Raw genomic sequence first — 24,938 nt, 5'->3', positions numbered from 1 at the left:
TATATGTCAAAACACCCGGAATATCAATATTTAGATTTGCTTCAGGACATTCTGGACAACGGCCAATGGAAAATCAGCCACTCGACCGGGGTCAAATTAAAATCGGTTTTCGGCCGGCAAATCCGCTTTGATTTGTCCAAAGGGTTCCCGCTTTTAACCACTAAAAAAGTTTTTGTCCGCGGGATCATCCACGAACTTTTATGGTTTTTATCCGGCTCCTCCAATATTAAATATTTAATCGACAATGACGTCCACATTTGGGACGAATGGGCCTACAAAAAATATAGCTGGGGCGTTACCAAACCGATACCTTATGAAGAATTTATGGTTAACCTGAAAAATAAATCCGGTTTTGTCGAAAAATACGGCCAACTAGGCGCAGTTTACGGCGTCCAATGGCGCCACTGGCCCGCCTTCGCCGAGGCTTCGGCGGGCAAGCCCCGTACTATCGATCAACTCGGCTGGGCGATTGAGAAGATTAAAAAATATCCACAAAAAAAGCACTACATTATTTCCGCTTGGAACGCCGGCTGTATTTACGAAATGTCCGGCTCACACGACGCTTCCATGGTCATTGCTCCTTGTCACACCCTGTTTCACATTAATATTACCGCTAATAAATTATCTCTGCTTTTATATCAGCGCTCGGCCGATATGTTTTTAGGCGTACCGTTTAATATTGCTTCTTACGCTTTACTGACTTTAATGCTCGCCCAGGTTACCGGTTACCAGCCGGGTGAGTTTATCCACACTTTCGGCGACGCCCATATTTATGCCAATCATATTGAACAGGTCAAGACTCAGTTGAAACGCCAGCCCCGTCCGTTTCCGGTGATGAAAATAAACCCCAAAGTTACCAACATTGACGATTTTAAATTCGCAGATTTTGAGGTTATTGGCTACAATCCGCATTCCGGCATTAAAGCCGATATTACCGTTGTCGGAGGATTCTAATCACATTCCCGGAATGTGATAGAGTAAATTTATGAAAATTTCGATTATTGTGGCCCATGATAATAAGTTAGGCATCGGCGCTAAAAACCGGCTGCTTTGGCATATCAAAAAAGATTTTAGCCATTTTAAAACCATCACTACCGGCCACCCGGTGATTATGGGCAGAAAAACTTACGAGTCCATAGGCAAATCTTTACCTGGTCGGACCAATATTATCGTTACCCGCCACCCCTATTCCGTTCCAAAACGGAATGTAGAGATCACCCACTCTTTAAAAGAAGCCATCGATCTAGCTCAGTCTATCGATAAAAAAGAAGTCTTCATTATCGGCGGCGCTGAAATTTACCGTCAGGCTTTAGCCCAAAATTTGGTTGATAAGCTTTATGTGACTAAAGTTAAAGGCGACTTTCACGCCGACGTCTTTTTCCCCGATTACTCCCACTTTAAATTATTAAAGAAAGCAGACTATACTGAAAATAATTATAATTTTACTTTCTATGAATTTACCAAACATTAGTTTTCCCGGTGAAAAAATTAAATTTATTACTCCCACTTGGGATGACATGAACGATTTAGCGTTTCAAATTTCTCAAAAAATGATTCAGGCCGGCAAAAAATTCGACCGGATTGTAACTTTAGCTAAAGGCGGTTGGCCGATGACCCGCTCTTTAGTCGATTTTTTGGAAGTAGGACAGGTGGCCAGTTTAGGTATCAAATTTTATTCCGGGGTTAATCAAAGATTTGTTAAGCCAAAGATTTACCAGGATTTTCCGGTTAGCCTGAAAGGCGAACAGGTATTGCTGTTTGATGATGTTGCCGATACCGGCGAATCATTTAAGTTTACAAAAAGCCATTTATTAAAAAATAACGTCCGCAGCATTACCACCGCCTCACTTTTTTACAAACCTCACTCAATTTTTAAGCCGGATTTTTATGGTTATAAAACCGATGCCTGGATTATTTTTCCTTACGAAAAAGTTGAAACCATGAAATTTTTAATCAATAAATGGCAATCCCGCCATCTCCCCCAATCATTAATTAATTCCCGTCTATGCAAACTTCTTGGCAAAAAGATAGTCGCTGGTATAGCGAGTTAACTGCCGGTTCCGGTCACTATTATCACGAACACATTGTTCTTGGGGGTGTTCTAAAGCTGTTAAATTTAAATTCAAAAAGTAAAATTTTAGACTTAGCTTGCGGTGCTGGCGTTCTAGCCCGCCGTTTGGCCCCGGCCATTAGTTATACCGGGATTGATCTATCTCCGAACTTAATTGAATCTGCCAAGCGTTCCGACAAAAATACCCACCATCAATACCTTGTGGCTGACGTGTCTAAACCGCTGTCTGTGGCCCAGGACTTTACCCACGCTACTTTAATTTTATCTTTACAAAACATTAAAACTCCGGCCTGCGTCATCACTAATGCCGGGAAGCACCTAATTAAAAATGGCACTTTAGTCATTGTCCTTAACCATCCTTGTTTCCGGATTCCCCGCCAATCCAGCTGGGGGATTGATGAAGCTAACAAACTGCAGTATCGCCGGATTAACCGTTATTTGTCTCCTTTAGAAATTCCCATTCAGATGCACCCCGGCCAGCGCCATTCTTCCGTGACCTGGAGTTTTCATCAGCCGCTGTCGGTTTATTCCCAAATGCTGGCCTCAGCCGGTTTTGTCATTCAATTAATTGAAGAATGGACTTCGGATAAATCCAGCGAGGGTGGCGCTGCCAAAATGGAAAATCGCAGCCGTTCAGAATTCCCTCTCTTTTTAACGATTAAGGCCATCAAATCATAACTCATCGCCTTTAGGTTCTACAAAGAATTGTTGTATTTAGAAAATAATGTCCTATAATGACCGCATGTCAGTAGAAAGACGAGCTTTACTCTTAGCCGGCCCTCAACATTATGATGAAAAAAGGCCGGCGGTTGGGAAAATACGGAAATATTTGGAACACCTTGATCCTCTTGGAATCGCCATAGTCAGTTCCTATCTGAAAGCTGCCGGCTTTAAGACTACCTATGCGCAGATGTCTCCGAAAGGATCTTCCGCTCTTGAGGGATTAATTGAAAATGTTGGAAACGTTTTTATCTCAGCCAGACACTTTGATACATCAATGGCGAAGGAAGCGACAAGAATTGCCAAGCTAAAAGGTAAAAGGGTTATCGTTGGTGGCTATAGTCCTACTTTTAGCCCTGAATCGTTTGCTGAAGCTGATGTCCGGGTAAAGGGCGAATTTGAACCTGTTGCGGAAGAATTTATGACCGATCTTTTATCAGGAAGGCTTAAAGATGAATATGATTCAAGAAAAATGGAACCTTTTGATATGAAGGATTATGTTTATCCGGATAGGTCCATTTTTTCAAAATTACCGGGAGTTCTGGAAAAACTGCGTAGACATCCGCAAGAATGGCAAAGAGGCTGTACTAATTATTGCTCATTTTGCAGTCCGACTAGAATGCAAAGAGGTGGGGACGATGAGGTAAGGTATAGAAGCGCCGAGGATATTATTAAGGAAATTAAGCAGATGGGCTTAGGAAAAGGCGACCATTTATTTTCTACAGACTTAAATACTTCAGCCATCCCAAGAGAAGTTTTATATGAGCTATTTACTTATTTGAATAAAACAGGAATTCATTGGTACACAGAAGGGACGGTTGCTCCTCTTCTTGAAGATTTAGAAAATTTTGGCCCTGATAAAAGTCTTTTGCGTCTTATGTCAGCAAAATATGGTGGGGGAGGATGTTTTTCCTTTCTTTATGGAGCGGACGACATAGTCACCCCACGCGTTGCGGGTTCAAAGGATAAAGAAGTCACATTACTCGCAAAAGCAGAAGTTGTTTTTAAGGAGATGGGTATACCATTAAATCTATCTGTAGTTGTTGGTTTGGATAATCATAGCTTTCCCGATACATTTTACAGGCATGCTTACATATTAAAATCGCTCAAAGTTCCTTACACATTTTTGCATCTGGCCACGCCATATCCATCTACTCCATGGGGAATTCAGATGGAAAGACAAGGAAGGATTAAAGATAGAGATACATTGCATTACAACCATCGAATTTCCGTTTTTGAACCAAAAAATATGACATCTGACCAGCTCCAACAGGGGTATTATTGGTTAATGAGAACATTATATACACCAAAAGAAATTACAAATACATTCAGAAACAATTTCGACTCAAAAATGGCAGCGACCAACCTTATGCTTGCAATAATTAAATCAGGATTACCTTGGGGGGTGGAAACTTATTTATCAACCATAGAACTTGAGGCGAGAGGGTATATGGACAATAAGATCCAGAGAGATCTCGATGCCGGTTATAAAAATTGGCTAAGCCAAAGTCATTTTTAAATCGCAGCCGTCAGGAATTTCCTCTCTTTTTAACGATTAAAGCAATCAAATTATAGTTTAATTCAGTGATCCGGATAATATAATTATATCAATTAAGCGTATAATTAACAGATTGTACCCAAAATACTATGGATCAAAGCAAAATCAGAAATATCGCCATTATTGCCCATGTTGACCATGGTAAAACCACCCTGGTCGATCATTTGCTGAAGCAATCCCACACTTTTGCCGCTTACCAGTCCGAAATGCAGCAGGACACGATTATGGATTCCAATGCTTTGGAACGCGAGCGCAGCATCACGATTTTGGCCAAAAACACGGCCATCCATTGGCACGACTATAAAATCAACATTATCGATACTCCCGGCCACGCTGATTTTTCCGGTGAAGTTGAACGGGTGTTAAACATGGCCGAAGGCTGTCTCCTGTTAGTTGATGCCGCCGAAGGCGTTCTTTCCCAAACCCGTTATGTTTTGTCTTTAGCCTTAAAGCTCGGCCTCCAGCCGATCGTCATTATCAACAAAGTCGACCGCAAAGATCAGCGGGCCGAAGTGGTTTTAAACGAAATTAACGATTTATTTGTGGATTTGGCTGAAAACGCCGAGCAACTGGAATTTCCGGTTTTATATGCTGTCGGCCGCCAGGGGATAGTCGGTACGCAAACCATACTTAATCCTAATCACTCTTTAACCATTACCGACGCCAAAGATTTAGCGCTTTTATTTCAAACCATTATTGATACGATTCCGGCACCATCAGGCGAACCAACCGGTCCGGCCCAGATTCAAATTACCAACCTGGACTATGATGCTCACAAAGGCCGTTACTCTATTGGTAAGGTCAATCGGGGAGTCATCAAATTACACGATTTTTTAGCCGTGGTCCGCAATGGCCAGAAAATCAGCCAGTCTCAAGTGGAATATTTATTTACTTTTAAAGGTTTGATTAAAGAAGCTATCAAGCAAGCCGACACCGGCGATATTATTGCCCTAGCTGGTTTTAAAGACGTCCAGATCGGCGATACTTTAACCGATGTTAATGTTTTGGCAGGCCTGCCGGGTTTAAATATTACCCCGCCGATTCTTAAAGTCGAGCTGTCTGTTTCCACTTCGCCCCTCGTCGGTCAAGATGGCAAACTCACTACTTCCCGCCAAATTTCCAGCCGTCTGAAAAAAGAAATTGAGACCAATATCAGTTTAAAGATTACTCCTGGTTCTTCCGGTAACAGTTTTGTCGTCGCCGGCCGCGGCGAACTCCATTTATCCATTCTGATTGAAACTATGCGCCGCGAAAGTTTTGAATTTTCCGTTTCCCGGCCGGAAGTGATTTTCCAGGAAATTGCCGGGAAAACCTGCGAGCCGTTTGAAAAACTTTATGTCGAAGTTCCGGAAAAATATTCCGGCACCGTCATTAATTCTTTAGGCCAAAGAAAAGCGGTCATGTTAAACATGGCTAACTTAAAATCCGGCGTCCGCTTTGAGTATAAAATTTCCACCCGGAATTTAATCGGTTTTCGCGGCGATTTATTATCCCAAACCTCCGGCATGTGCGTGGTTAACTCGGAGTTTTTGGATTATGAACCCCAGGGTGAAGACTTAAGTTTTGTCCGTAACGGCGCCATTGTTTCCGACGAATCCGGCCAAACCCTATCTTATAGCATTGCTAATTTACAGGAACGCGGTCTCTCGTTTGTGAATCCCGGGGATGTCGTTTATCGCGGGATGGTGGTTGGTTTAAGTACCCGCCAAGGGGATATGCACATGAATGTTTGCAAAGGTAAACAAAAAACCAACGTCCGCTCGGTTATCGCCGACGCCACCATTAAAATTACTCCGGCTTTAAAAATGTCTTTGGAGCAATACTTAACTTTTATCGGCACGGATGAGCTGTTGGAAGTGACCCCCAAATCTTTGCGTCTTCGTAAAAAAGACTTAAATTTCAAGCGCTGATTTTTAAGATTTTATATTCCACCAAGCCGTTCGGTGTTTGTACCTTAACTGTTTCTCCGGCCTTTTTCCCCAAAATTGCCCTGCCAAGAGGCGACTGGTAGGAAATTGTCTTTTCTTGCGGATTGGATTCGTAACCGCCGACAATCTTGTATTCATAAGTCTTTTTCCCGTCAGTTAGCGTCACTTGGCCGCTTTTAACAATTTCCGCCTGTTTAATTAACCGGTTTAAATATCTTAACCGGCCGTCCAGCCATCCCAGTCTGGCTTTTGATTCTTTGTAGTAGCCGTTTTCGGACAGATCGCCCATTTCCCGGGCTTTTTGCAAATTGCCGACCACTTCCGGCCGCTCGGCCGTCAGCTTATCTCTTTCGGCACTAATTTTATCTAATCCGTCTTGGGTAAAGGGAATTGTATTCATTTTCTCAGCTTATTTTCAGCTTAGGGTTATAATATTAATTTAATTATATATTATCTATGAGAATTTTAGTCGTTGAAGACGAACATAAAATTGCCAACTCTATCAAACAGGGCTTAGAGCAGGAAAAGTATGCCGTTGATGTGGCTTACACCGGCACTGACGGTTTTGATCTGGCTTCCACGGAAGATTACGACATGATTATTCTTGACCTTTTACTGCCGGAAATTAATGGGTTGGAAATTTGTCACCGGCTTCGCCAGCAAAAAATTCATGCCCCGATTTTAATTTTAACCGCTAAAGGGCAGGTGAGCGACAAAGTTGAAGGGTTGGATAGCGGCGCCGATGATTATTTAACTAAACCCTTTGCCTTTGAAGAATTATTGGCCCGGATCCGGGCATTAATCCGGCGGCCGCATCATTCTAGCGGGACAACTTTAAGTGTAGAAGATTTAAACCTGAATGCCTTGACTTATGAAGTTACTCGGGGCGGTAAATCTATTCAATTATCCAGCAAAGAATTCAGCCTTTTAGAATACTTATTAAGGCATGCCAATCAGATACTGACCAAAGATAAAATTATCAGTCATGTTTGGGATTATGATGCCGATGTTTTACCTAATACCGTCGAAGTTTATATTGGCTATCTGCGCCACAAAATCGATCAACCCTTTCCTAAGCAACCAAACTTGATTCATACGATTAGAGGTTTCGGTTACAAATTAGGTAAAACCAATTAAATGTTTAAACAGGCGCGAATTAAACTAACCGTTTGGTATCTGCTGATCATTATGATTGTCAGTGTTTTTTTTAGTGTCGGAATTTATCAAGTGATTACCTCTGAACTCAATCGAGTCGAACGAATGCATCGCTTACAGCTTGAAGATCGTTTGCCTAACCCGCTGCCGCCGGAAAGATTTAGACTTGATCCCGATCTAATTAAGGAAACTGAAACCAGACTTAAATTATTTTTAATTTTGATTAATCTGATAATTTTAACCGGTTCTGCTGCTGCTGCCTATTTTCTATCCGGAAAAACACTTCAATCAATTAAAGTAATGGTTGATGAGCAAAGTCGTTTTATCACTGACTCTTCCCACGAGCTGCGGACTCCTTTAACCGCTCTTAAGTCAGAAATCGAAGTTAATCTGCGGGACAAACAACTCAATCTAATCGGAGCTAAAAAACTTTTACTTAGCAATCTTGAGGAAGTCAACAATTTACAGGTCCTGTCGGACAATTTAATTAAATTAACTCAATATCAAAAAGGGAGAAACGACTTAATTATTAGTAAAATTTCTCTAGCTTCGATTGTTGCGCCAGCACTGAAAAAAGCAAACGTTTCTGCTAAAAATAAAAAAATTATTGTTATTAACAAAACCAAAAACTTGAACCTAAAGGGTAATCAGTCAACTTTAGTGGAAATGTTGACGATCTTTTTAGATAACGCTATTAAATATAGTCCTGCCAAAAGTAAAGTTACTATTACTAGTTTAGCCACCGACGGTCATGTTTTGATTACTATTAGCGATCAGGGGATCGGTATTAGCCAGAAAGATATTCCTCATCTTTTTGACCGTTTTTTCCGGGCCGATCAATCCCGCAGTAAAACCAATATTTCCGGTTATGGTCTAGGCCTCGCCATTGCCAAGCAAATCATTGAGCGGCATCATGGATCAATTAAGGTTCACAGCCGCCTTAGGGAAGGCACAACTTTTACTATTAAATTACCAATTAGTGCTTAAGCTATTTCTCAGTTTAGTTTATTAAATTCTTAATAATATGAAGCCAATTAAAACTTTATTTGCCAACTTCATTCTTTGGGTAAAAAAACATAAAAAAATTTCCGCTGTTGGCTTAATCATTATCATCGTTTTAGTGATTATTCTTTCTCGGACTCTTTCCAACAAACCCAAAGTTCAATATCAAACCGCTTCGGTTGAAAAAAATACATTGGTTGTTTCCGTGGCTGCTTCCGGACAAGTTTCTACTAACAATAGTGCCTCAGTTACCACCCAAACATCTGGAGTTGTCAGTCAGATCTATGTTCAAAACGGCCAGACAGTCAAGTCCGGTGATCCGATTGCCCAGGTTGATCTGGATATGGACGGGAAACAGCGGGCGGCTCAGGCTTTAGCTTCCTATCAAAGTGCCAAAAATAGTCTTGAGTCCGCTAAATACACTCTTTACAGTGTTCAGTCAGATATGTTGGGCAAATGGGATACTTTTAAAGAATTAGCCGAGAGTGATACTTATAAAGACACGACTTCGGGTAACCGCAACCTGCCGGAATTTTATATTCCCCAGGATGACTGGCTGGCCGCTGAAGCCAAGTATAAAAATCAGCAAAACGTGATTGCTCAGGCGCAAACCTCTGTTAATAGCGCTTGGGCAGCCTATCAACAATCTTCCCCGACAATTTATGCCCCGATTTCCGGTGTTATTAGCGGTCTTTCGCTTCAGGTCGGTTCGGTTTTGACTGCGCAAACCAGTTCTACTGGTAGCTCTACGTCTCAAAGAATCGCCAACATTAAAACCCAAGCCGCACCGGCAGTCACCGTTAATCTTACTCAAATTGATGTTCCCAACGTCCAACCGGGAAATTTAGCGACAATAACCCTAGATGCTTTCCCGGGAAAAACCTATACCGGCAAAGTTGTCAGTATTGATACTACCGGTATTGTCAGTTCTGGCGTCACCTCTTATCCGGCGGTCATCAAGCTCGATCTTGGCGCGGACGAGATTTTCCCTAATATGACCGGTCAAGCCAATATCATCACCCAGACAAAAAATGACATTCTATTGATTCCTTCGGCTGCGGTTCATAGCCAAAACGGCCAGACGTATGTTCAGATAATGAAAAATAATCAGGTCAGCCAAGTTGCTGTGGTCACCGGTTTATCATCCAGTACTCAGACAGAAATCACTTCCGGTTTGTCTGAAGGCGACACGGTTGTTATTAGTACTACCAATTCCACTACCAGCCGGACTCAAACCACTACTTCCCCTTTTAGTCTTGGCGGTAATCGGGGATTTGGGGGAAGATGAGTCTCCGTCCGATTATTCAAACCAGCCATCTGACCAAAATTTATCAGATTGATACTCTCGAAACGATTGCTATTTCCGATGTTTCTTTTCGCATTAATCAAGGCGAATTTGTGGCGATCATGGGTCCTTCCGGTTCCGGTAAATCCACTTTGATGCATATTTTGGGTGCTCTTGATAAACCTACCAGTGGTGAGTATCTTCTTGACGGAGTGAGTGTAAATAAGCTTTCTGACGACGAATTGGCCGATATCCGCAATCAGAAAATTGGTTTTGTTTTTCAGGCTTTTAATCTTTTACCCCGCACCACGGCTTTGAAAAATGTGATGTTGCCGATGATGTATGCCGGGATTGATAAAACCAAACGTCAACAAGAGGCGGAAAAATATCTCCAGCTGGTTGGTTTAGGCGATCGTTTAAACCACACCTCCAATCAACTATCCGGCGGCCAGCAGCAGCGGGTAGCCATCGCCCGTGCCTTAGTGCTAGATCCGTCCATGATTTTAGCCGATGAGCCGACCGGGAACATTGCTTCTAATCAAGCCGAAGAAATTATGGCCATTTTTCAAAAATTAAATAATGCCGGGCATACGATTGTCATGATTACCCATGAGCCGGATATCGCGGAACATTCAAAAAGAATTATCCAAATCCGTGACGGAAAAATTATCAAAGACAGTCTTAATAAACAAGTTAAATTAAAACAATAATTATGGACTTTACTCAACTATTCTTAGAAAGTTTAACCACCCTGACTGTCAATAAACTGCGGACGGGTTTGGCCATACTGGGCATAGTGATCGGTATCGGCAGCGTCATTGCCTTGGTGTCTTTAGGCCGGGCCAGCCAGCAAGCGGTTCAATCCCAAATTCAAGCCTTAGGCACTAATTTATTAACAGTTAGTCCTGGGGCCCAAAGAAGCGGTGCCGTTAGGGGAGCCGGTGGTGGTTCAACAACTTTAACTAATGATGATGCCGCGGCCATTACCAACTCTCCTCAAATTACTACCGTTAAAAATGTTTCAGCGGAATTTTCCCGAAGAAGTCAGGTAACGACTGGGGCTAATAACACCAATACTCAGGTAGTTGGAGCCACGCCTGTTTATACCGATGTTCATAAAGTCACTCTCTCTTCCGGGAACTTTATTAGCCAGAGAGATGTGGATACCTTGGGTAAGGTAGCGGTGGTTGGTCCCCAGGTGGTGAGCGATTTATTTGGCGATAATCCTGAGCCCGTCGAAGGACAAACCCTTCGGATCAGTGGTCAAACTTTTACTATTATTGGCGAGACTACTTCCAAAGGCGGCAGCGGATTTCAAAATCAGGACGACATTATTTACGTGCCCTTGTCGACTGCCCAAAAAGAACTTTTTGGCGTTAACTACCTTAGTTCAATTGCCGTTGAAGCCATCAACGCTGACGTTATGACTGATGCCCAAAATCAAATCGGTTATTTATTATTAGCCCGGCATAAATTTAATGATCCGATTCAAGCCGACTTTTCTATCTTTTCCCAACAGGACATTTTAAATACTGCCTCCTCAATTACCAGCACTTTTACCGGTATGCTTTCCGGCATTGCCGCCATTTCTTTATTGGTCGGCGGCATCGGCATTATGAATATTATGCTGGTTACGGTGACGGAAAGAACCCGGGAAATTGGTTTAAGAAAAGCCCTGGGGGCGAAGAAAAAGACTGTTGTTGCCCAATTTTTAATCGAATCAATCATTTTAACCATTACCGGTGGAATTTTTGGCATGATTTTAGGCATTATTATCTCTTTAATTATTTCCAAATTAATTAATTTACCTTTTACCATGTCTGCCTCATCAATTATTATGGCCATCGGCGTGTCCGGAGCCATTGGGATTATTTTTGGTTGGTATCCTGCCCGAAAAGCCGCCAATCTCCAACCCATCGAAGCCTTAAGATATGAATAAAAACTTAATTATTACTCTTTTATTAGTGGTGATTGTTGGTGTCGGTGGCTTTGTTGGTGGCATAAAATATCAGCAAGGAAAACAGCCTATCTTTAATCGACAACTGGGAAATGGTCAGGGGGGAGGCTCGCCCCGCCGTAGCCTTGGCGGAGGAGGGCCGGTTAATGGCGATATTATTGCCAGTACTGACAAATCCATCACCGTTAAATTGACTGATGGCAGCAGCAAAATCATTCTCTTTTCTGCTAGCACGACTATCAATAAAGCCAGTGAAGCGACCACTGCTGATTTAACTGTTGGACAAAAGGTCGCTGTTTTTGGCACTACTAATGCCGATGGCAGTGTGACCGCTCAAAATATCCAGTTAAATCCAGTTTATTCTCGTCCGTAGCGGCCCATAATTTGGGCTTGGGTTAAAACATGCCCCTTTATTGCCGCTTCCAACTCTTCAATTCTTGCCGAACTAATTAGATTGAGTCTGCTGTCCAAGGCATAAAGTTTGAAAAAATAGCGATGCTCGCCTGATGGCGGACACGGCCCGCCGTATTTGGCTTGTCCGGAACTGGCGGTTCCCTGAACTGCGCCTGCCGGTACGGAATTTTCTGCTAACGTTGTTGTTTTCGGGTCAATATTCCAAATTAACCAATGAATCCAGGTTCCTGACGGCGCATCCGGATCATCAACAATTAACGCCAGTGATTTAGTTGTTTCCGGTACGTTCGCAAAAGTTAACGGCGGGCCAACATTGTCACCATCACAGCTATATTTGCTCGGTATTGTTTCCCCGTTTTCAAAAGCGGAACTGAATATTTGCATCTTTACCCCTTTTTTCTGGCTCAATACAATTATACTGCCAACAAGCCCCAAAACTAAAATAAAAATAATTAATTTTAGAGATTTCATTAATTAATTATATTATAATTCCTTATAAAATCTTTCTTATGAAGAACATCCGCAAAATTATCGCCTTATCCAAACCTTTGTATCGGCTGACTTTGCTTTTAAGCTTGTTGGTTTTAGTGATGTCTGTTTTGCAGCAGGTCCAACCGTTTTTTATAAAATTTATCGTTGATAACATTCAAAAAGAGATTACTACCCATAACGGCAATCTTCAAACCGTCAGCCTGTTAATGTTGGGCTTATTGGTAGTTAATCTTTTATCTTCCCTGCTTGATTCCTTAAGTATGCGTTTTGGCGACTACATTAACAGTCGTTTGCGCCGTTTTTTAACCGAAAAATTTTACTCGCACGTTTTTACCCTGCCCCAAAAATATTTTGACTCGGAGATTTCCGGAAAAATCTTAAATCAACTTATCCGCGGCATCCAATCCATTCAGGATTTTATGGGGATGTTCACCAACTTTGTTTTGCCGGCCATTTTCCAAAGCATTTTTACCGTCGGGATTCTGTTTTATTACAGCCGGCCGATCGGCTTGCTCGCCTTTCTGATTTTTCCTGCCTATATCTTAATGAGTAATTACTCGACCAAAAAATGGGGCAAAGAAGAAGTTAAAAAAAACCGACTGGAAGATATTGCCCGCGGCCGCATCAGCGAAGTCATCAGCAATATTCGTTTGGTCCGGGGTTTTATGGCCCAGGCGCTGGAATGGAAATTAGTTTCCAAAATCCTGGCCAAAGTTAACGAAATTTATGACCGTCAATCCACTACTTATCACATCATTAATTTTATCCGTGAATTTAGCCTCGAGCTGGTTTTAGTCCTAATTTCTCTGATTACTTTCAGCCAAACTTTTACCGGCAAATTAACTTTAGGCGAAATGGTTTTGATTTTACAGTTGATTAACCTGATGCGCCGGCCGTTGTTTGCGATGAGTTTTATTTTGGAAAGAATTCAGGCGGCGGAAAGCGGTTCTAAGGAATATTTTGAAGTTATGGATTTAGAGTCAGAAGAAAAATTAAATCTGTTGCCTTTGCCGCCGGTCAAAATTATTAAACCCCCCAGCCTGCGTTTTGATAAAGTTTCTTTTCGCTACTCGGCTGACGGTCAGGAAGTTTTGCACAATTTAAGTTTTTCGACTCCCGGCCGTCAAACTATTGCCTTAGTCGGTCACTCCGGCGCCGGCAAATCCACCATTATCAACTTGGTTTTAAAATTTTATCAGCCGGCTTCCGGCGAGATTTATTTAAACAATCAACCTTACAGCCGATTGACCCACCAACAGATCCGTAGCCATATTTCTCTGGTGTTCCAGGATAATGAATTGTTTTCTACCACTGTCCGGGAAAACGTCAGCTATGGACTGACTAAAGCCTCAGATGAAGCGATTATTTCTGCTTTAAAAAAAGCCAATGCCTATGATTTTGTGAGGCAATTGCCAGGCAAATTAGATGCCGAAATCGGCGAACGGGGAGTTAAGCTTTCCGGCGGCCAAAAACAGCGGATTCAAATCGCCCGGGCGATTATGCGCAACTCACCGATTTTAATTTTGGACGAAGCTACCAGCAACCTTGATTCTCAGTCTGAAAGCACAATTCAATCTGCTCTGGAAAATTTAATGAAAGATAAATTAGTGATTATTATTGCCCACCGCTTCTCCACCATTCAGGCCGCCGACCAAATTTTGGTGATTGATGAAGGGAAATTGGTTAATGTTGGCACTCCGGGTGAATTAGCCCAAAAACCCGGGGTTTATTCCGAACTCTTGCGCTACCAAATTGCCGGTAACCAAAAACTTCTCGCCAAATACGATTTACACTGATTTATTTTTCCAAACTCTCCAACCAGTCGATTAACTCTTTGCCGGTTTTGGCTCCTGGACGCAGACGATAAAGATAATAGCGATTAACTTCAGATTGGTAACTGCCGTTTGTATCCGTCACCGCCGTTCGGTACCCCGCTTCCTTAAGCAATTTGATTGTTTCTTCATTAAAACCGCCGTAAGGGTAAGCAAAATTATTCACCCTTTTGGCAATTAGCTGTTCCAGTTTGTTTTTACTGTCGATAATTTCTGCTTCGGCTATTTTAGCCGACTCATATTTAAGATTGATATGATGAACTGTGTGCGAGGCAATTTCCACCAGGCCGCTGTTAGCTACTTCCTGAATTTGTTTACTCGTCATCGCATTTAGTTTGTCCAAAAATCCCGGCACAATATAAACCGTCGCCTTGACGTTATGTTTTGTTAATATTGGCAAAACCACGGTATAAAAGTCTTCATAGCCGTCATCAAAAGTTAAAATAATCGGTTTTGGCGCTAATTTGACCTTGCCATCCAGATAATCCGCCAGCTCATCGATAAAAATGAAAGAATAAGAATTATCTAAAAGTGTCTGAATTTGTTTTTCAAAAATATTCGGCGTGATGTTCAGGCTTTTTCTGATTGTGTCTCCTTCATCTTTGACATATTCCACGTAATGATAAATGAGGATCGGCACTTTTACCGTTTCTGACTCCTTGATTAGTTTTTGAAAGGGGATTTTTGGTTGATGTGCAGTTGCGGCTTGGAAATCAGTCTTACGCTGAGAGAAATATTTTACTACCCCCAAAATCCCCCCAGCGATTACTAGTAATAAAATAAATATTAAGGTCCTCTTCATTAAAGTATTATATAATTTCTTTTGATGAAGCGAAAAAGCGTCTTAATCTTTCTAATTTTAATCGCCGTAATTTTTGCCGGATATCTGACAATTTATAATTACTTCCTGCCAAAAATCTCCGGCGAAAAAGTCTCATTGGTTAATATTGTCATTCCCCGTCGGGAAGTTGTCGGTTTCCTGCCTTATTGGTTGGTCAGCCGGGCCCAAAACGATTACTCAAAATATATTACTACGTTGACCTATTTTAGCTTGACCGTTGCCGGTGACGGGACCATTCAAAAATATACCAATCCCGGAGAAAGTGAACCCGGCTATTTAGCCCTCACCAGCGGCAAAATTGACCCTTTCATTAATAGCGCCAAAGAAAAAAAAGTTAAGCTTTCGTTGGCTGTCTTCAGCGTTGATGACGAAACCATAAATAATCTGCTGGCTGATCCGGAAGCCAGCGCTAAAAATTTAGTCGAAGCAGTTACTCCCATAATGGAGAATTATGGTTTTACTGATTTAAATTTAGACATTGAACAGACTCAAGATGCCTCTCCTGCAGCCCGGGTAAAATTTACCCGTTTTGTTCAAGCAGTCAAAAGCAACCTCGATCCTAAAAAAGTAAAAAGCCTGTCTATTGATATTACTGCCTTTGCTTTTGTCAAAGAAACAAACCTTTCCGATCCGGCTATCCTGGCTTCGCTGGTTGATAAAGTAATTCTCATGGCTTATGACTATCACTACATCGGTTCTTATGTCACCGGACCGGTGGCTCCGGGAGAGGGGGCAGGAGTGGTTTCCGAATTCGACACTCAAGCTGCAGTTGAGGCGGCTCTTAAAATAATGCCTGCCAAAAAACTTATTTTAGGCATTCCTCTTTATGGCTACGGCTGGGAAGCCATCGGCAATGTTCCCCGCTCGGCAATTATTCCGGGAACAGGCTTTATTATCAGCAATGTCCGGGCGGAGACTTTGTTGGCAGACTGTGCTACTTGCAGTGCCCAGTTTGACCAAATTGATAAAGAAAGCCACTTTATTTATGAGGACCAGACAACTAAAACTTATTACCAAATTTTTTATCCGGATAAAGCGGCCATCCAGTATAAAACTGAGTTAGCCAAACAAAATTCCCTTGGCGGCATTGCTCTTTGGGCTTTAGGGTACGAGGGAGAAACTATTTTAGAACCCCTTTCCGCGTATCATAATTGAAAATAAAAGTTTGTCCGGCAACCACTGTCATTTCATGACTGACATAATTTAAATCATTAAAGGCCGCCGTCGCTTTTCCTGACCTTAGAGTCAAGCTAATAATCGGTTTTTTTGGATCAATAGAGACGATCATATCACCATCCTCTTCTGCCAAAAGGTTCATCACCCTGATAGTCACAGGATAACCACCTGTTTTAACATATTCGCCAGTCCCGTTAGTTTGGGAAAAAACTATATTGGCCGGAAGAGTTTGCACAATCTCCATTTCTGTTTTCTCCGAAAGTGTTACCGAACAGGCCTCTGTAAAAACCAAAGCTAAATTGCTTTTTTCTCCGGTAATTAATTTCTCTCCTTGTTGAATTTCGCTGGGCGAAAAAATTCTGGCTGCCTCAGTTGCCGTTCTTGACTGCCAGCTAATTTCTCCTGTCATAGTCACAATTTTTCCTTTAAGTGATTCCGTTGGTGCTTTTTCTAGTGAGAAATTTGAAGTTTTTTGGGTAGTTACTTCTGCGATCGGTGAAAGAATCGTGTGTTCTTTATTTTTCGTCTTAAAAAACCCAAAATAAATGGCCAAAATAAAAATTAAGATAGTTAAAAACGCCAGCAAATATCTAAAAAATTTCATCTTAGTTGAGCGGTCCGGTCTGGACCCTTAATATCATTATAAGTGTAGTTTGCAAACTTTATCCTCCGAAATTATTTCCAAAAAACAAATTCAGCCAGCTTATTTTCCTGCTCAGTGAAATTTATTGTCCTAATCAACTGGTCACTGGAGATGATGAAATCAATGTCTTTGCCAGCCGGGAAAACTAAGCCGTAGGGATTGCCCATATCCTTTTGACAATTCAAACATTTTACCCGGTTATCAGTTGTAAAATTAATTTTTTCGCCGTCAGTTTCAACTTTTGTAAATTGAAGGTCTTTATTTAATGGCTCAAGTAATCGCAAACGGTAAACATATTTTTTAGTGGAAGAATCAAACCTCGAAGTGAAACCGTCCTCTTTATGATAACGATCTATAAAAGTAAGTGTTTGTCGTATGACAATTGTACTCAGATCTCCGGTTCCTTGTGCTGGAAAAGATTGATCGCGTAACTTTACGCTATCCAAAAACGGATAAGCTAAGAGTGTTGCCAAAACAATAACTAGAGAAATAAAATAATAAACATTACGCGACGCGGTGCTGGTTTTAAAGTAAGCGAAAATATTGCCTAAAACATTTCTAACCGAAAAAGAAATAAAAATAAGTGCGGCAAGGTAAAAAATTAAGGCAAAATTAAAATCAACATCGCCAAGTCGAAGTTCTTTTAGCATGCGGAAAAGCCCCCAGCCAATGGGCGTAATTGGGATAAAATAAACACCTATAGCGAAAATTAAAAAAATAATGTTGGCAAACAGGCGATATTTTTTACCGAACCAGAGGAAAAAGACAAACACTATATAGATAATGATTGTCGGGAGAGTAAATATATTTAAAAAATACATGAGAGTGGACAAGGCCAGCAAAACTGCAAAAAGTTTGTTAGATGCAATTTCCAATGGGGTCAGGGAAAGTTGATTTTTATTTGTATTTATACTTATATTTATATTCATATTTTTATAATATCAAATTTTAGGTGTATTAAGTACCTATTTATTGAGCGGTTCGGTCTAGGACCGTTTTATCCTGATAACTGGTACCTCTTCATTAACAATAAATAATTTACCTAAATTAGTTTCAAATGAACAATCTGACTTGTTTTTATATTCATTATCTGGAGTTGAAAGAATTATCCTAACCATAAATTTAGTATTTTTTAGATCTAATTCAGCGATCTTATCAGCCTGTTTAAGATATTTTGCCTTGATAGAGCTATGATTCAATTCTATTCTAGTTGTACCGATATCGTAACCCATTGTGTTTACACATTTAACTAATAAACCTTGAGAAGAGGTGGCGTGTTTTTCCGGATTTAAAAATCCACTTTTCCTTGCCACATCTACTATTAAATCTGACCAGACTCCTCTAATTGCTGAACTATTCCAACTAAATGATATAGGCGCATACGAATTTTTATATAACTTAAGTGGAGAATTTTGATATTTAACTATCCAGTACTGATCAGTTTCCTTTTTAACATCGAGCTTGTGTAAAGTTAAATGTGTTTTTGTTCCAATTGGCCTTATAACTATTTGATTTTGTGATTGGCTTACTTCTAATATTGAATATTTTTTCGTTTGGCATGTTCCCCATATATATTGTTGCATATTCAAATTTAAAGACAATCTCCGTATTTGTCTCAAATTTACTTAACTAGTTGGTCTATGACTAATTTATTTTTCTGATTTTGAAAAATTATCGTACGCTGGAAAATGATAATAATTATGTTGTAAATACATAATTTTTTTCTGAAGATGGATAGATTTATTATCGAAAGAATTGGTTAAATGAATTATTTGTGAATATATGTAGGATGCGAAAAAACTCGAAAAAAGTGATAAAGCTGTCCCTATAAGAAAAATATTCTCTCTTATGCGCCAGAGTTTAATTACTTTTTCCCCTTTTTCTTTTTTCTTTCTTTCTTTCTCCAGATTTTCAGGAGAATTGTCTTTCCAGCTTCCAATAACTTTCAAACCTAACCAAATACCAATGAATTCAGGTTTTTGCATAATAAAACTAGCCGTAAAGATTATTCGTTCAAAAATACCAATTATTCTGGGTAACCAAGACACCTGTTCTAATGGAGATAGATATTTTTGAACGCCATCAACATCTCTTAAAGACTTACGGCTCCAAATATTACCCACAATCATATTTATCAATAAATCAGATATTACACCGACAGCAACAAAGGAAATTAAAACCGCCGTAAAATTATTTGGGAGTAGTTTAAAAGTAACTATTAAAAAGGTTAATAATAAAACAACAATTACAATCCAAAAATTCTTCTTCTTCAATTCATAGAATTCTTTTAGATTGTATTCTTCATTGTAGTATCCCACTTTTAATTTCATATTTAGTTGAGTGGCCCGATCTCGGACCATTCTATCCTTATAAATAACTAAATAACTATATCCAGTTATATCTTTTAGCAATGTCTATTATTGTAAATATCGCAGAAATAAAACCTACCAAAGCAAAAATGAAAAGGATTATTTGAATTATTCTCGGCTGCTTCACAGCATAATCAACAATTGACTTTTTGGTAGCCTGCTTTTCTTTATTTACAAACATGAATTTTGCGATTGGAGTTTTGTCTCCTTGGTTAATAAGCGCCAATGTAGCTACACCCATTAACGCATATGCGATAATAAACGAACTTATCCAGGCATAATAAATGTTTGGGAAAAATTTCGAAAACAAAAGAGAGAAAATCACCATTATCCACGCCGTAACTACCAACTTACCATTAAATATAAAGTCAACTAATCTAGTTGGTAATGGCTTTTTAGCTTTGGGGTATAGAGATACCTTGCTAAAAGTGAATTCAAGTTTGTCTTTTGAATCTAAAACCCATTTTTCGTCTGATCCACTCAGATTTATCTGGTTACCAAAAGCTCTTCCTAAATACATGTCGATTGTATAGGAATAGGGATTTTCTTTTGAATAAGTACTATAACTCAGATATATTCTGACAGACTGTAGCTCAAGCTGTCGAGTTATAATTTCATTTAGAAAATCTTCAAAAGATTGTCCTTTTATATCTCCGGCACTTGTTTCACCTTCTATGCTTGAGTAGATACTGATATCTTTTTTGTATTCCGAGGTATTTTTGATTGTTTCCTCTACAGCCCTATAAATACGTTTAAATTCATTAATATTAATAACAAATCCATTATTAAGATTTAATTTTTGTTTGTAAGTAATTAATGTATTACCCATATAATTTTGTTTTTTTATTAATTTTGCTCGTATTAGTTGAGCGGTCCGGTCTGGGACCATTAAGTCGCTATAACTAAACTCCCATAGTGTATCATCCCCAGACTAAATGAGACAAATGAGACAGTATAAAAAGGGACGTCTTTAATATTGCTGATATAGTTTGATATATTATTTATTTTGTGACTTTTTATTTTCTATTCCCTCGGGAAGAATTCTCCATTTTCCTTTTTGAACCAGAACTTTATGTGTTTCGATAATGTGATGAATGTCATCCATAGGTGTTTTTCTATCAACTACAATTGATTCTTTCTGAATTCTTTTTAACTTTTCTAATAATATTTTTTCTTCTTCCGGATTTCTCTCTTTTATTTTATCTAGCTTTGTTCCTCTCCAATTAGGAAATATTTTGTCCCATATTTTAGAAACGGTATTGTCTAAATCTTTTGGAGGCTGAGGGGCAAATCTCATAAATCCTTCTTTATTAATTTGATCTAAATAATGCAAGTAGTATTCATTTAATTTACTTAAGCCTCTTTTAAAGTCTGGGCCATCTACAAAAATTTGATCTTTTCTCAAAAAAAAATTAACAATTCTTTTATGTAGTTTATCGCTTGATACGAAAACATTACAAAAAGGTAAATAATATAAATAGGCTAGATCGATTTTATGGCTTGGACGATTTTTCGACTCCAAGCCAAGAAACATGCAAATGTAGAAAAACAAGTCGATTTTTAAAACATATGCTGCATAAGGGGCAAATTTCTCAAAATCCGAAATAGATTCTCTACGCCATCTTTGTAATGCTTTATGATAATAATTTTGGTTAATCCCTGAAAATTCAATAACGAGATAAAGTAAAAGCTCGATCTTTGTTTTTGTGATAAATTTATCTACGAATTTTTTTACTTGTGAATAATTTGATAACTTTTCATTATTAGGTAGAAGATTTTTAATGATTCCTAATATGTGATCAAAGGTTAGATTTGATAACATATTTCTCCATGATTTAGAAAATAATTTTTCAACAGCAAAATATTCTCTTTTATGCCATCTATTTAAGGCCATTTCCTCTTGAGATTCAGAGTAGTGAATACCAACGTTTCCGTCAGGATCAACTTTCTCGATACCACCTTCACGAATAATTCTGCCATCCATTTCAACGTCCATGCCTATTAAATTACCCATAATTAATCTTCTATGATGAATATTTGGCGCAACACTAGTTGATGGTACTTTTATTGCTAGTGCACTAATAATTTCTGTGATTGGTTTCCCGCTTTTGTGTTTTCCTAAATCAAGGTCTCCTAGAGTCTCTACATAAAAAAGTGGGGTTACGTTGGTTATAAAAAACTGTTGAAGAAATACGGATTCATCAACGCTTATACTTTGAAGGAACGATTTATCAAATATTATCGTTGGACCCATAATTTTTTTAAAGATAATTCTTTATTTTGCTATTTTTTTTGAATATTTGTTAAAAAACTTTAATTCATGGCTATCAAAACTATTAAATACCTGTAAAAAATGACGAAGCATTACAAAATAGGCTTGATAGCTAACTGCCAATATTCTTTCAGCATCTTCAGGTTTTGAATCAATATCAAAAAAGGGTTCCTTTAAAATATCTTTTTTACTTCTCAAATATCTTTGCAACCCTGACATATTTAAATGAGTTGCTTGAGAAAAAAATTGATAATAGTAAATATAATATTTCTCAGCGCTGTTGTTTTCGGAGAATGTACCTATCTTTTTAAGATATTTATCTATTTGTAAAGTTCTATCGTATAAGCTGGGTAGCTTATTAACATTATTATCACCGTGCCTTTCTCTATATTTTTGTAGATCATATAAACTTCCCAAGATAAATTTGTCCCAATCACACGGTTTTTTTATTGATCCGAAAGTTAGATCCCATTTGGGATATTTGTCCCATAGCCTATGATGTTTTTTTGCAAAGCTAATAGATTCTAGTAATAAATCCGAAAGAAATAATCTTGCATTTTCTTCTGTTCTGCCCGAATAAATAAACCTTACGTTTAGCAATAATTCAAACTGAGATCTTAATAGAGATTCTCCAGGTCTTTCATAAATTGGTATTGAACCTAATAATTTCAATATACTTTCAGAAAAATTTTGCATCGCACCCATCATGAAATATAGAACTCTTTTCCTTACTCTAGTTTTTTTAATATTTAGACCGATTGTGCTTATTTTTTGATAACCAAAAAGTAAAAGTTTTTTATACTCTGAAATTAATTCTTCCTGGCGTTTATTAAAATGCATAGAACTTATGTTTTTTGTTGCATTGTTTTATTAATCTCGGGATTAACAAATTTAACTTTAATTGCCGGCTTCTTCGGATATTTCTTTAAAAACCCTTTATTTTCTTTCACCAAATAAATCGTACAGTAAGTCATTCCGTTTTCTCTTTTTAAATCTCTCCCATGAAGCAATCCTTCTCGACTAAGTTTTCTTGCTGTTGATGGGTGAACGCCATAGTCGTATTTTATTTGCCAATCTTGAATCCAAACTTCATTATGATCATGTTTATATTTCAAATCGGGGATTACTCTATTTTTAATATTTCTCCAACAATCTCGGCATTTTAATCCTTTTGGGTTCCACCAAATATTATTTCCGGGGTAATTTTCTCCACAAATCCCGCAAGAATAAGCTCCTTCATCGGCATCAAGGAAAAATCCCTTAATTTTTTCTCTTTTAAGTCTCTGTTTCCTTAAATATTCCTTTTCGGCCATTTTAAACAAAAGCTCAAAAAATCCTAATAGGTTTTCTCCTTGTTCTTTGGCTTCAGCATCAGATAAATCCTTACCATACTTTTTCTTAAAAATATCCTTATATTCTTGAATAGCTTTGTCAGATAAAGGCATATAATCCTAGTTCAAATTAGTAAATAATTGTTCTTTCTTTCCGAGCTTTGTCCAATAATTTACCTAAATCGTTTTGAGGAATCATTGGACAAAACTGCCCCCAAATCCACTTCCCTTTGGCGCGACCAACTCTACCTACGATGTAGTAACCGATTCTGTATTCAATGTCTCCTTTTTTCCAGTTATCATAAGCCAGTTTGCCTATAGTCGACTCTTTTCTTAATCGTTCGATAACAAACACTTTTTCCTTAAGATTACTCTGTGCTAAAAACGTCCAAGCTTCACGGATAAAATAATGAACCCCAGTCCTACCAATATCTTTAACTTGAATAGTGTTATGTTTTTTAAAAAGGTTTCCTTTTCTTTTGATAAATTCTTCGGCTGACTCTTTTTTAATGGTCATTTTTAATATTTATTGGCTTTTTTCTTCTAGGCCTTTCTCTTTTAATTCTGACAATATCATTTTTACAATAAACTAAAATTTCTTTCGCCTTTTTTTGGATAGAGGGAGCCATTTTATCAATAAAGGGGTCAGTGATTTTTACCATTGCTTACCTTTTTTTAAGGTATAATTTATCAATTATTTTTTGGATCTCAATTGTTTCCGGAGTTTCCCATGGCATTTTAAGCAATTTGACTGATAGCCAGGTGGATTACACTCCAACCGCCAGCTACACTGGTACAGACTCTTTTACCTTTAAAGCTAATGACGGGACGATTGACAGCAATACGGCCACTATTAGCATTACTGTTAATCCACCTCCCACAATCTCACAGGAAACCACTAACGCACCAAGTGAAACGAGCATAACAATAGTTTGGACTACTGACCATCAAAGTACCAGTAGAGTGATTTACGATACTGTTTCTCACGCTGTATTGGATATTGCTCCAAACTATGGCTATGCTAACTCTACAATAGAAGCAGATAATTCTCCAAAAGTTACTTCACATTCTGTGACAATCAGTGGGCTCACCGCAGAAACTACCTATTATTACCGTGTAATTTCACATGGTTCACCAGAGGTAGTTGGTGATGAAAAAAGTTTTGCGACTGAAAATAACACAAGTAGCGGAGGGGAAGTAGTGGGAACAACAACAACTTCTACTTCTTCTGTATGTTCTGATGAAAAACCTGGAAGCGCTCCTTCTCTTGTTTCCATAATTCAAGGTGGATCAAATGAAGTTACCTTAATCTGGTCGAAAGCAAAGGACCCGGTAACTTATTACTTAATTGCATTTGGAACTAAATCCGGAGAAATGCTTTATGGAAATCCAAATGTTGGTGGAAATAATACAACATCCTATACAGTAAAAGGACTGTCGTCAGGAATTAAATATTTTTTCAAAGTTAGGGCCGGTAATAATTGTATGCCAGGCGATTTTTCCAATGAGCTATCAACCGATGTTTATGGTCAAGTAATAAATGAGGTTCCGGAAGGTTTTGCTCCAGGAGTGCTTGGTGAAACAGTTTCAGCCGCGGGAGAAGTGCTGGGTAAAGAAGCAACTTCTTCTCCAGCGCCCACAATTTCCCCAGTTTCCCAAGGAAGTCGTAGTCGCAAAAATATAATCTTTTTTGGAATAGGAATCACGCTTCTTGCAGCAGGCTACATTTTCTTCATAAGACGAAAAAAGAATAATTAAGTTCAAAAATTGTCTGAAGAAAAATATTTAGGACCCTGAACAATAAGGGGGACGGTCCGAAACTCCTAAAAACAAAGTAGAGGTTTAGCAAGTGCCATCAACCTATTTAAGAGCTTACGGTCGCTTTCCGTCCA

At 38.9% G+C, this 24,938-nt stretch carries 27 protein-coding genes; 15 read left to right on the top strand and 12 right to left on the bottom strand.

The features are described 5' to 3' along the window. The first annotated feature begins 3 nt into the window (after positions 1–3). The 6 genes from thyA (at position 4) to typA (ending at position 6,259) form a co-directional block, all read left to right on the top strand. Entirely contained in the window at positions 4–954 is a 951-nt protein-coding gene (gene thyA, locus NTZ93_03280; protein ID MCX6816861.1) for a thymidylate synthase, read from the top strand. A gap of 31 nt (positions 955–985) precedes the next feature. Continuing rightward, positions 986–1,471, top strand: coding sequence for a dihydrofolate reductase (locus tag NTZ93_03275; protein ID MCX6816860.1), 486 nt, complete (start codon positions 986–988; stop codon positions 1,469–1,471). Beyond that, positions 1,452–2,051 (top strand): phosphoribosyltransferase, encoded by a 600-nt coding sequence (locus NTZ93_03270; GenBank protein MCX6816859.1) that lies wholly within the window; start codon positions 1,452–1,454, stop codon positions 2,049–2,051. Before NTZ93_03275 ends, NTZ93_03270 begins: the two co-directional genes overlap by 20 nt. After that, positions 2,006–2,749 (top strand): class I SAM-dependent methyltransferase, encoded by a 744-nt coding sequence (locus tag NTZ93_03265; GenBank protein MCX6816858.1) that lies wholly within the window; start codon positions 2,006–2,008, stop codon positions 2,747–2,749. Before NTZ93_03270 ends, NTZ93_03265 begins: the two co-directional genes overlap by 46 nt. 64 nt (positions 2,750–2,813) lie before the next feature. Beyond that, positions 2,814–4,310, top strand: coding sequence for a hypothetical protein (locus NTZ93_03260; protein ID MCX6816857.1), 1,497 nt, complete (start codon positions 2,814–2,816; stop codon positions 4,308–4,310). Positions 4,311–4,438: 128 nt separating this feature from the next. Beyond that, on the top strand, positions 4,439–6,259 hold the full coding sequence (typA, locus tag NTZ93_03255; protein ID MCX6816856.1) for a translational GTPase TypA: 1,821 nt from the start codon (positions 4,439–4,441) through the stop codon (positions 6,257–6,259). On the opposite strand, the gene NTZ93_03250 is transcribed toward typA, so the two are convergent. Beyond that, a complete protein-coding gene (locus NTZ93_03250) occupies positions 6,249–6,677 on the bottom strand; it encodes a transcription elongation factor GreA (GenBank protein ID MCX6816855.1) in 429 nt (142 codons plus the stop codon). The two genes, typA and NTZ93_03250, sit on opposite strands and share 11 nt — an antisense overlap. 56 nt (positions 6,678–6,733) lie before the next feature. Here NTZ93_03250 and NTZ93_03245 point away from each other — a divergent pair, with 56 nt between their 5' ends. Genes NTZ93_03245 through NTZ93_03220 form a run of 6 tightly spaced genes read left to right on the top strand, consistent with a single transcriptional unit; the run spans position 6,734 to position 12,049 of the window. Further along, complete coding sequence (locus NTZ93_03245; GenBank protein MCX6816854.1) at positions 6,734–7,414, top strand: response regulator transcription factor; 681 nt, start codon at positions 6,734–6,736, stop codon at positions 7,412–7,414. Further along, positions 7,415–8,419, top strand: coding sequence for a HAMP domain-containing sensor histidine kinase (locus tag NTZ93_03240; protein MCX6816853.1), 1,005 nt, complete (start codon positions 7,415–7,417; stop codon positions 8,417–8,419). It abuts the gene before it with no gap. 37 nt (positions 8,420–8,456) lie between these two features. Further along, a complete protein-coding gene (locus NTZ93_03235; GenBank protein MCX6816852.1) occupies positions 8,457–9,722 on the top strand; it encodes an HlyD family efflux transporter periplasmic adaptor subunit in 1,266 nt (421 codons plus the stop codon). Continuing rightward, the gene (locus tag NTZ93_03230; protein ID MCX6816851.1) at positions 9,719–10,429 is read left to right on the top strand and encodes an ABC transporter ATP-binding protein; all 711 of its coding nucleotides are present in this window, start codon (positions 9,719–9,721) and stop codon (positions 10,427–10,429) included. The genes NTZ93_03235 and NTZ93_03230 overlap by 4 nt, the downstream gene beginning before the upstream one ends. A gap of 2 nt (positions 10,430–10,431) precedes the next feature. Beyond that, positions 10,432–11,658: an ABC transporter permease gene (locus NTZ93_03225; protein MCX6816850.1), complete on the top strand. Its 1,227-nt coding sequence runs from the start codon at positions 10,432–10,434 to the stop codon at positions 11,656–11,658. Beyond that, complete coding sequence (locus tag NTZ93_03220; GenBank protein MCX6816849.1) at positions 11,651–12,049, top strand: DUF5666 domain-containing protein; 399 nt, start codon at positions 11,651–11,653, stop codon at positions 12,047–12,049. The genes NTZ93_03225 and NTZ93_03220 overlap by 8 nt, the downstream gene beginning before the upstream one ends. Here the strand turns inward: NTZ93_03220 and NTZ93_03215 are convergent. Then, positions 12,034–12,561, bottom strand: a complete 528-nt coding sequence (locus NTZ93_03215) for a YbhB/YbcL family Raf kinase inhibitor-like protein (GenBank protein ID MCX6816848.1) — start codon at positions 12,559–12,561, stop codon at positions 12,034–12,036. The two genes, NTZ93_03220 and NTZ93_03215, sit on opposite strands and share 16 nt — an antisense overlap. Positions 12,562–12,599: 38 nt before the next feature. Between NTZ93_03215 and NTZ93_03210 the strand changes: the two genes are divergently transcribed. Next, entirely contained in the window at positions 12,600–14,378 is a 1,779-nt protein-coding gene (locus NTZ93_03210) for an ABC transporter ATP-binding protein (protein ID MCX6816847.1), read from the top strand. A 1-nt stretch (position 14,379) separates the two neighbouring features. On the opposite strand, the gene NTZ93_03205 is transcribed toward NTZ93_03210, so the two are convergent. After that, a complete protein-coding gene (locus NTZ93_03205) occupies positions 14,380–15,216 on the bottom strand; it encodes a polysaccharide deacetylase family protein (protein MCX6816846.1) in 837 nt (278 codons plus the stop codon). A gap of 24 nt (positions 15,217–15,240) precedes the next feature. Here NTZ93_03205 and NTZ93_03200 point away from each other — a divergent pair, with 24 nt between their 5' ends. After that, a complete protein-coding gene (locus NTZ93_03200; GenBank protein MCX6816845.1) occupies positions 15,241–16,410 on the top strand; it encodes a glycosyl hydrolase family 18 protein in 1,170 nt (389 codons plus the stop codon). On the opposite strand, the gene NTZ93_03195 is transcribed toward NTZ93_03200, so the two are convergent. The 9 genes from NTZ93_03195 to NTZ93_03155 form a co-directional block, all read right to left on the bottom strand. Continuing rightward, the gene (locus tag NTZ93_03195; GenBank protein MCX6816844.1) at positions 16,376–17,035 is read right to left on the bottom strand and encodes a hypothetical protein; all 660 of its coding nucleotides are present in this window, start codon (positions 17,033–17,035) and stop codon (positions 16,376–16,378) included. The two genes, NTZ93_03200 and NTZ93_03195, sit on opposite strands and share 35 nt — an antisense overlap. 71 nt (positions 17,036–17,106) lie before the next feature. Next, the gene (locus tag NTZ93_03190; protein ID MCX6816843.1) at positions 17,107–18,003 is read right to left on the bottom strand and encodes a hypothetical protein; all 897 of its coding nucleotides are present in this window, start codon (positions 18,001–18,003) and stop codon (positions 17,107–17,109) included. 57 nt (positions 18,004–18,060) lie between these two features. Beyond that, positions 18,061–18,657 carry a hypothetical protein gene (locus NTZ93_03185; protein MCX6816842.1) on the bottom strand — a complete coding sequence of 199 codons (597 nt, stop codon included), beginning with the start codon at positions 18,655–18,657 and terminating at the stop codon, positions 18,061–18,063. A gap of 66 nt (positions 18,658–18,723) precedes the next feature. Beyond that, positions 18,724–19,404 (bottom strand): hypothetical protein, encoded by a 681-nt coding sequence (locus tag NTZ93_03180; GenBank protein MCX6816841.1) that lies wholly within the window; start codon positions 19,402–19,404, stop codon positions 18,724–18,726. Between the two features lie 55 nt (positions 19,405–19,459). Further along, positions 19,460–20,272, bottom strand: a complete 813-nt coding sequence (locus tag NTZ93_03175; GenBank protein ID MCX6816840.1) for a hypothetical protein — start codon at positions 20,270–20,272, stop codon at positions 19,460–19,462. Between the two features lie 168 nt (positions 20,273–20,440). Further along, positions 20,441–21,697, bottom strand: a complete 1,257-nt coding sequence (locus tag NTZ93_03170) for a hypothetical protein (protein ID MCX6816839.1) — start codon at positions 21,695–21,697, stop codon at positions 20,441–20,443. A 21-nt stretch (positions 21,698–21,718) separates the two neighbouring features. Then, positions 21,719–22,555, bottom strand: a complete 837-nt coding sequence (locus NTZ93_03165; GenBank protein MCX6816838.1) for a DUF5677 domain-containing protein — start codon at positions 22,553–22,555, stop codon at positions 21,719–21,721. 5 nt (positions 22,556–22,560) lie between these two features. Next, on the bottom strand, positions 22,561–23,160 hold the full coding sequence (locus NTZ93_03160) for a hypothetical protein (protein MCX6816837.1): 600 nt from the start codon (positions 23,158–23,160) through the stop codon (positions 22,561–22,563). Positions 23,161–23,176: 16 nt separating this feature from the next. Beyond that, positions 23,177–23,563 (bottom strand): hypothetical protein, encoded by a 387-nt coding sequence (locus tag NTZ93_03155; protein MCX6816836.1) that lies wholly within the window; start codon positions 23,561–23,563, stop codon positions 23,177–23,179. 131 nt (positions 23,564–23,694) lie between these two features. Here NTZ93_03155 and NTZ93_03150 point away from each other — a divergent pair, with 131 nt between their 5' ends. Continuing rightward, complete coding sequence (locus NTZ93_03150) at positions 23,695–24,804, top strand: fibronectin type III domain-containing protein (GenBank protein MCX6816835.1); 1,110 nt, start codon at positions 23,695–23,697, stop codon at positions 24,802–24,804. The last annotated feature ends 134 nt before the right edge of the window (positions 24,805–24,938 follow it).

The sequence above is a fragment of the Candidatus Beckwithbacteria bacterium genome, from assembly GCA_026397255.1.
Taxonomy (GTDB): domain Bacteria; phylum Patescibacteriota; class Microgenomatia; order UBA1400; family CG1-02-47-37; genus JAPLVF01.
The sequence above is the reverse complement of the archived record's forward strand: the minus strand, read 5'-3'. Positions and strand labels throughout refer to the sequence as shown.

Excerpts from the sequence above, each read along its gene's own strand:
- thyA (MCX6816861.1), top strand. The coding sequence starts at position 4 with ATGTCAAAACACCCGGAATATCAATATTTAGATTTGCTTCAGGACATT.
- NTZ93_03275 (MCX6816860.1), top strand. The coding sequence starts at position 986 with ATGAAAATTTCGATTATTGTGGCCCATGATAATAAGTTAGGCATCGGC.
- NTZ93_03270 (MCX6816859.1), top strand. The coding sequence starts at position 1,452 with ATGAATTTACCAAACATTAGTTTTCCCGGTGAAAAAATTAAATTTATT.
- NTZ93_03265 (MCX6816858.1), top strand. The coding sequence starts at position 2,006 with ATGCAAACTTCTTGGCAAAAAGATAGTCGCTGGTATAGCGAGTTAACT.
- NTZ93_03260 (MCX6816857.1), top strand. The coding sequence starts at position 2,814 with ATGTCAGTAGAAAGACGAGCTTTACTCTTAGCCGGCCCTCAACATTAT.
- typA (MCX6816856.1), top strand. The coding sequence starts at position 4,439 with ATGGATCAAAGCAAAATCAGAAATATCGCCATTATTGCCCATGTTGAC.
- NTZ93_03250 (MCX6816855.1), bottom strand. The coding sequence starts at position 6,677 with ATGAATACAATTCCCTTTACCCAAGACGGATTAGATAAAATTAGTGCC.
- NTZ93_03245 (MCX6816854.1), top strand. The coding sequence starts at position 6,734 with ATGAGAATTTTAGTCGTTGAAGACGAACATAAAATTGCCAACTCTATC.
- NTZ93_03240 (MCX6816853.1), top strand. The coding sequence starts at position 7,415 with ATGTTTAAACAGGCGCGAATTAAACTAACCGTTTGGTATCTGCTGATC.
- NTZ93_03235 (MCX6816852.1), top strand. The coding sequence starts at position 8,457 with ATGAAGCCAATTAAAACTTTATTTGCCAACTTCATTCTTTGGGTAAAA.
- NTZ93_03230 (MCX6816851.1), top strand. The coding sequence starts at position 9,719 with ATGAGTCTCCGTCCGATTATTCAAACCAGCCATCTGACCAAAATTTAT.
- NTZ93_03225 (MCX6816850.1), top strand. The coding sequence starts at position 10,432 with ATGGACTTTACTCAACTATTCTTAGAAAGTTTAACCACCCTGACTGTC.
- NTZ93_03220 (MCX6816849.1), top strand. The coding sequence starts at position 11,651 with ATGAATAAAAACTTAATTATTACTCTTTTATTAGTGGTGATTGTTGGT.
- NTZ93_03215 (MCX6816848.1), bottom strand. The coding sequence starts at position 12,561 with ATGAAATCTCTAAAATTAATTATTTTTATTTTAGTTTTGGGGCTTGTT.
- NTZ93_03210 (MCX6816847.1), top strand. The coding sequence starts at position 12,600 with ATGAAGAACATCCGCAAAATTATCGCCTTATCCAAACCTTTGTATCGG.
- NTZ93_03205 (MCX6816846.1), bottom strand. The coding sequence starts at position 15,216 with ATGAAGAGGACCTTAATATTTATTTTATTACTAGTAATCGCTGGGGGG.
- NTZ93_03200 (MCX6816845.1), top strand. The coding sequence starts at position 15,241 with ATGAAGCGAAAAAGCGTCTTAATCTTTCTAATTTTAATCGCCGTAATT.
- NTZ93_03195 (MCX6816844.1), bottom strand. The coding sequence starts at position 17,035 with ATGAAATTTTTTAGATATTTGCTGGCGTTTTTAACTATCTTAATTTTT.
- NTZ93_03190 (MCX6816843.1), bottom strand. The coding sequence starts at position 18,003 with ATGAATATAAATATAAGTATAAATACAAATAAAAATCAACTTTCCCTG.
- NTZ93_03185 (MCX6816842.1), bottom strand. The coding sequence starts at position 18,657 with ATGCAACAATATATATGGGGAACATGCCAAACGAAAAAATATTCAATA.
- NTZ93_03180 (MCX6816841.1), bottom strand. The coding sequence starts at position 19,404 with ATGAAATTAAAAGTGGGATACTACAATGAAGAATACAATCTAAAAGAA.
- NTZ93_03175 (MCX6816840.1), bottom strand. The coding sequence starts at position 20,272 with ATGGGTAATACATTAATTACTTACAAACAAAAATTAAATCTTAATAAT.
- NTZ93_03170 (MCX6816839.1), bottom strand. The coding sequence starts at position 21,697 with ATGGGTCCAACGATAATATTTGATAAATCGTTCCTTCAAAGTATAAGC.
- NTZ93_03165 (MCX6816838.1), bottom strand. The coding sequence starts at position 22,555 with ATGCATTTTAATAAACGCCAGGAAGAATTAATTTCAGAGTATAAAAAA.
- NTZ93_03160 (MCX6816837.1), bottom strand. The coding sequence starts at position 23,160 with ATGCCTTTATCTGACAAAGCTATTCAAGAATATAAGGATATTTTTAAG.
- NTZ93_03155 (MCX6816836.1), bottom strand. The coding sequence starts at position 23,563 with ATGACCATTAAAAAAGAGTCAGCCGAAGAATTTATCAAAAGAAAAGGA.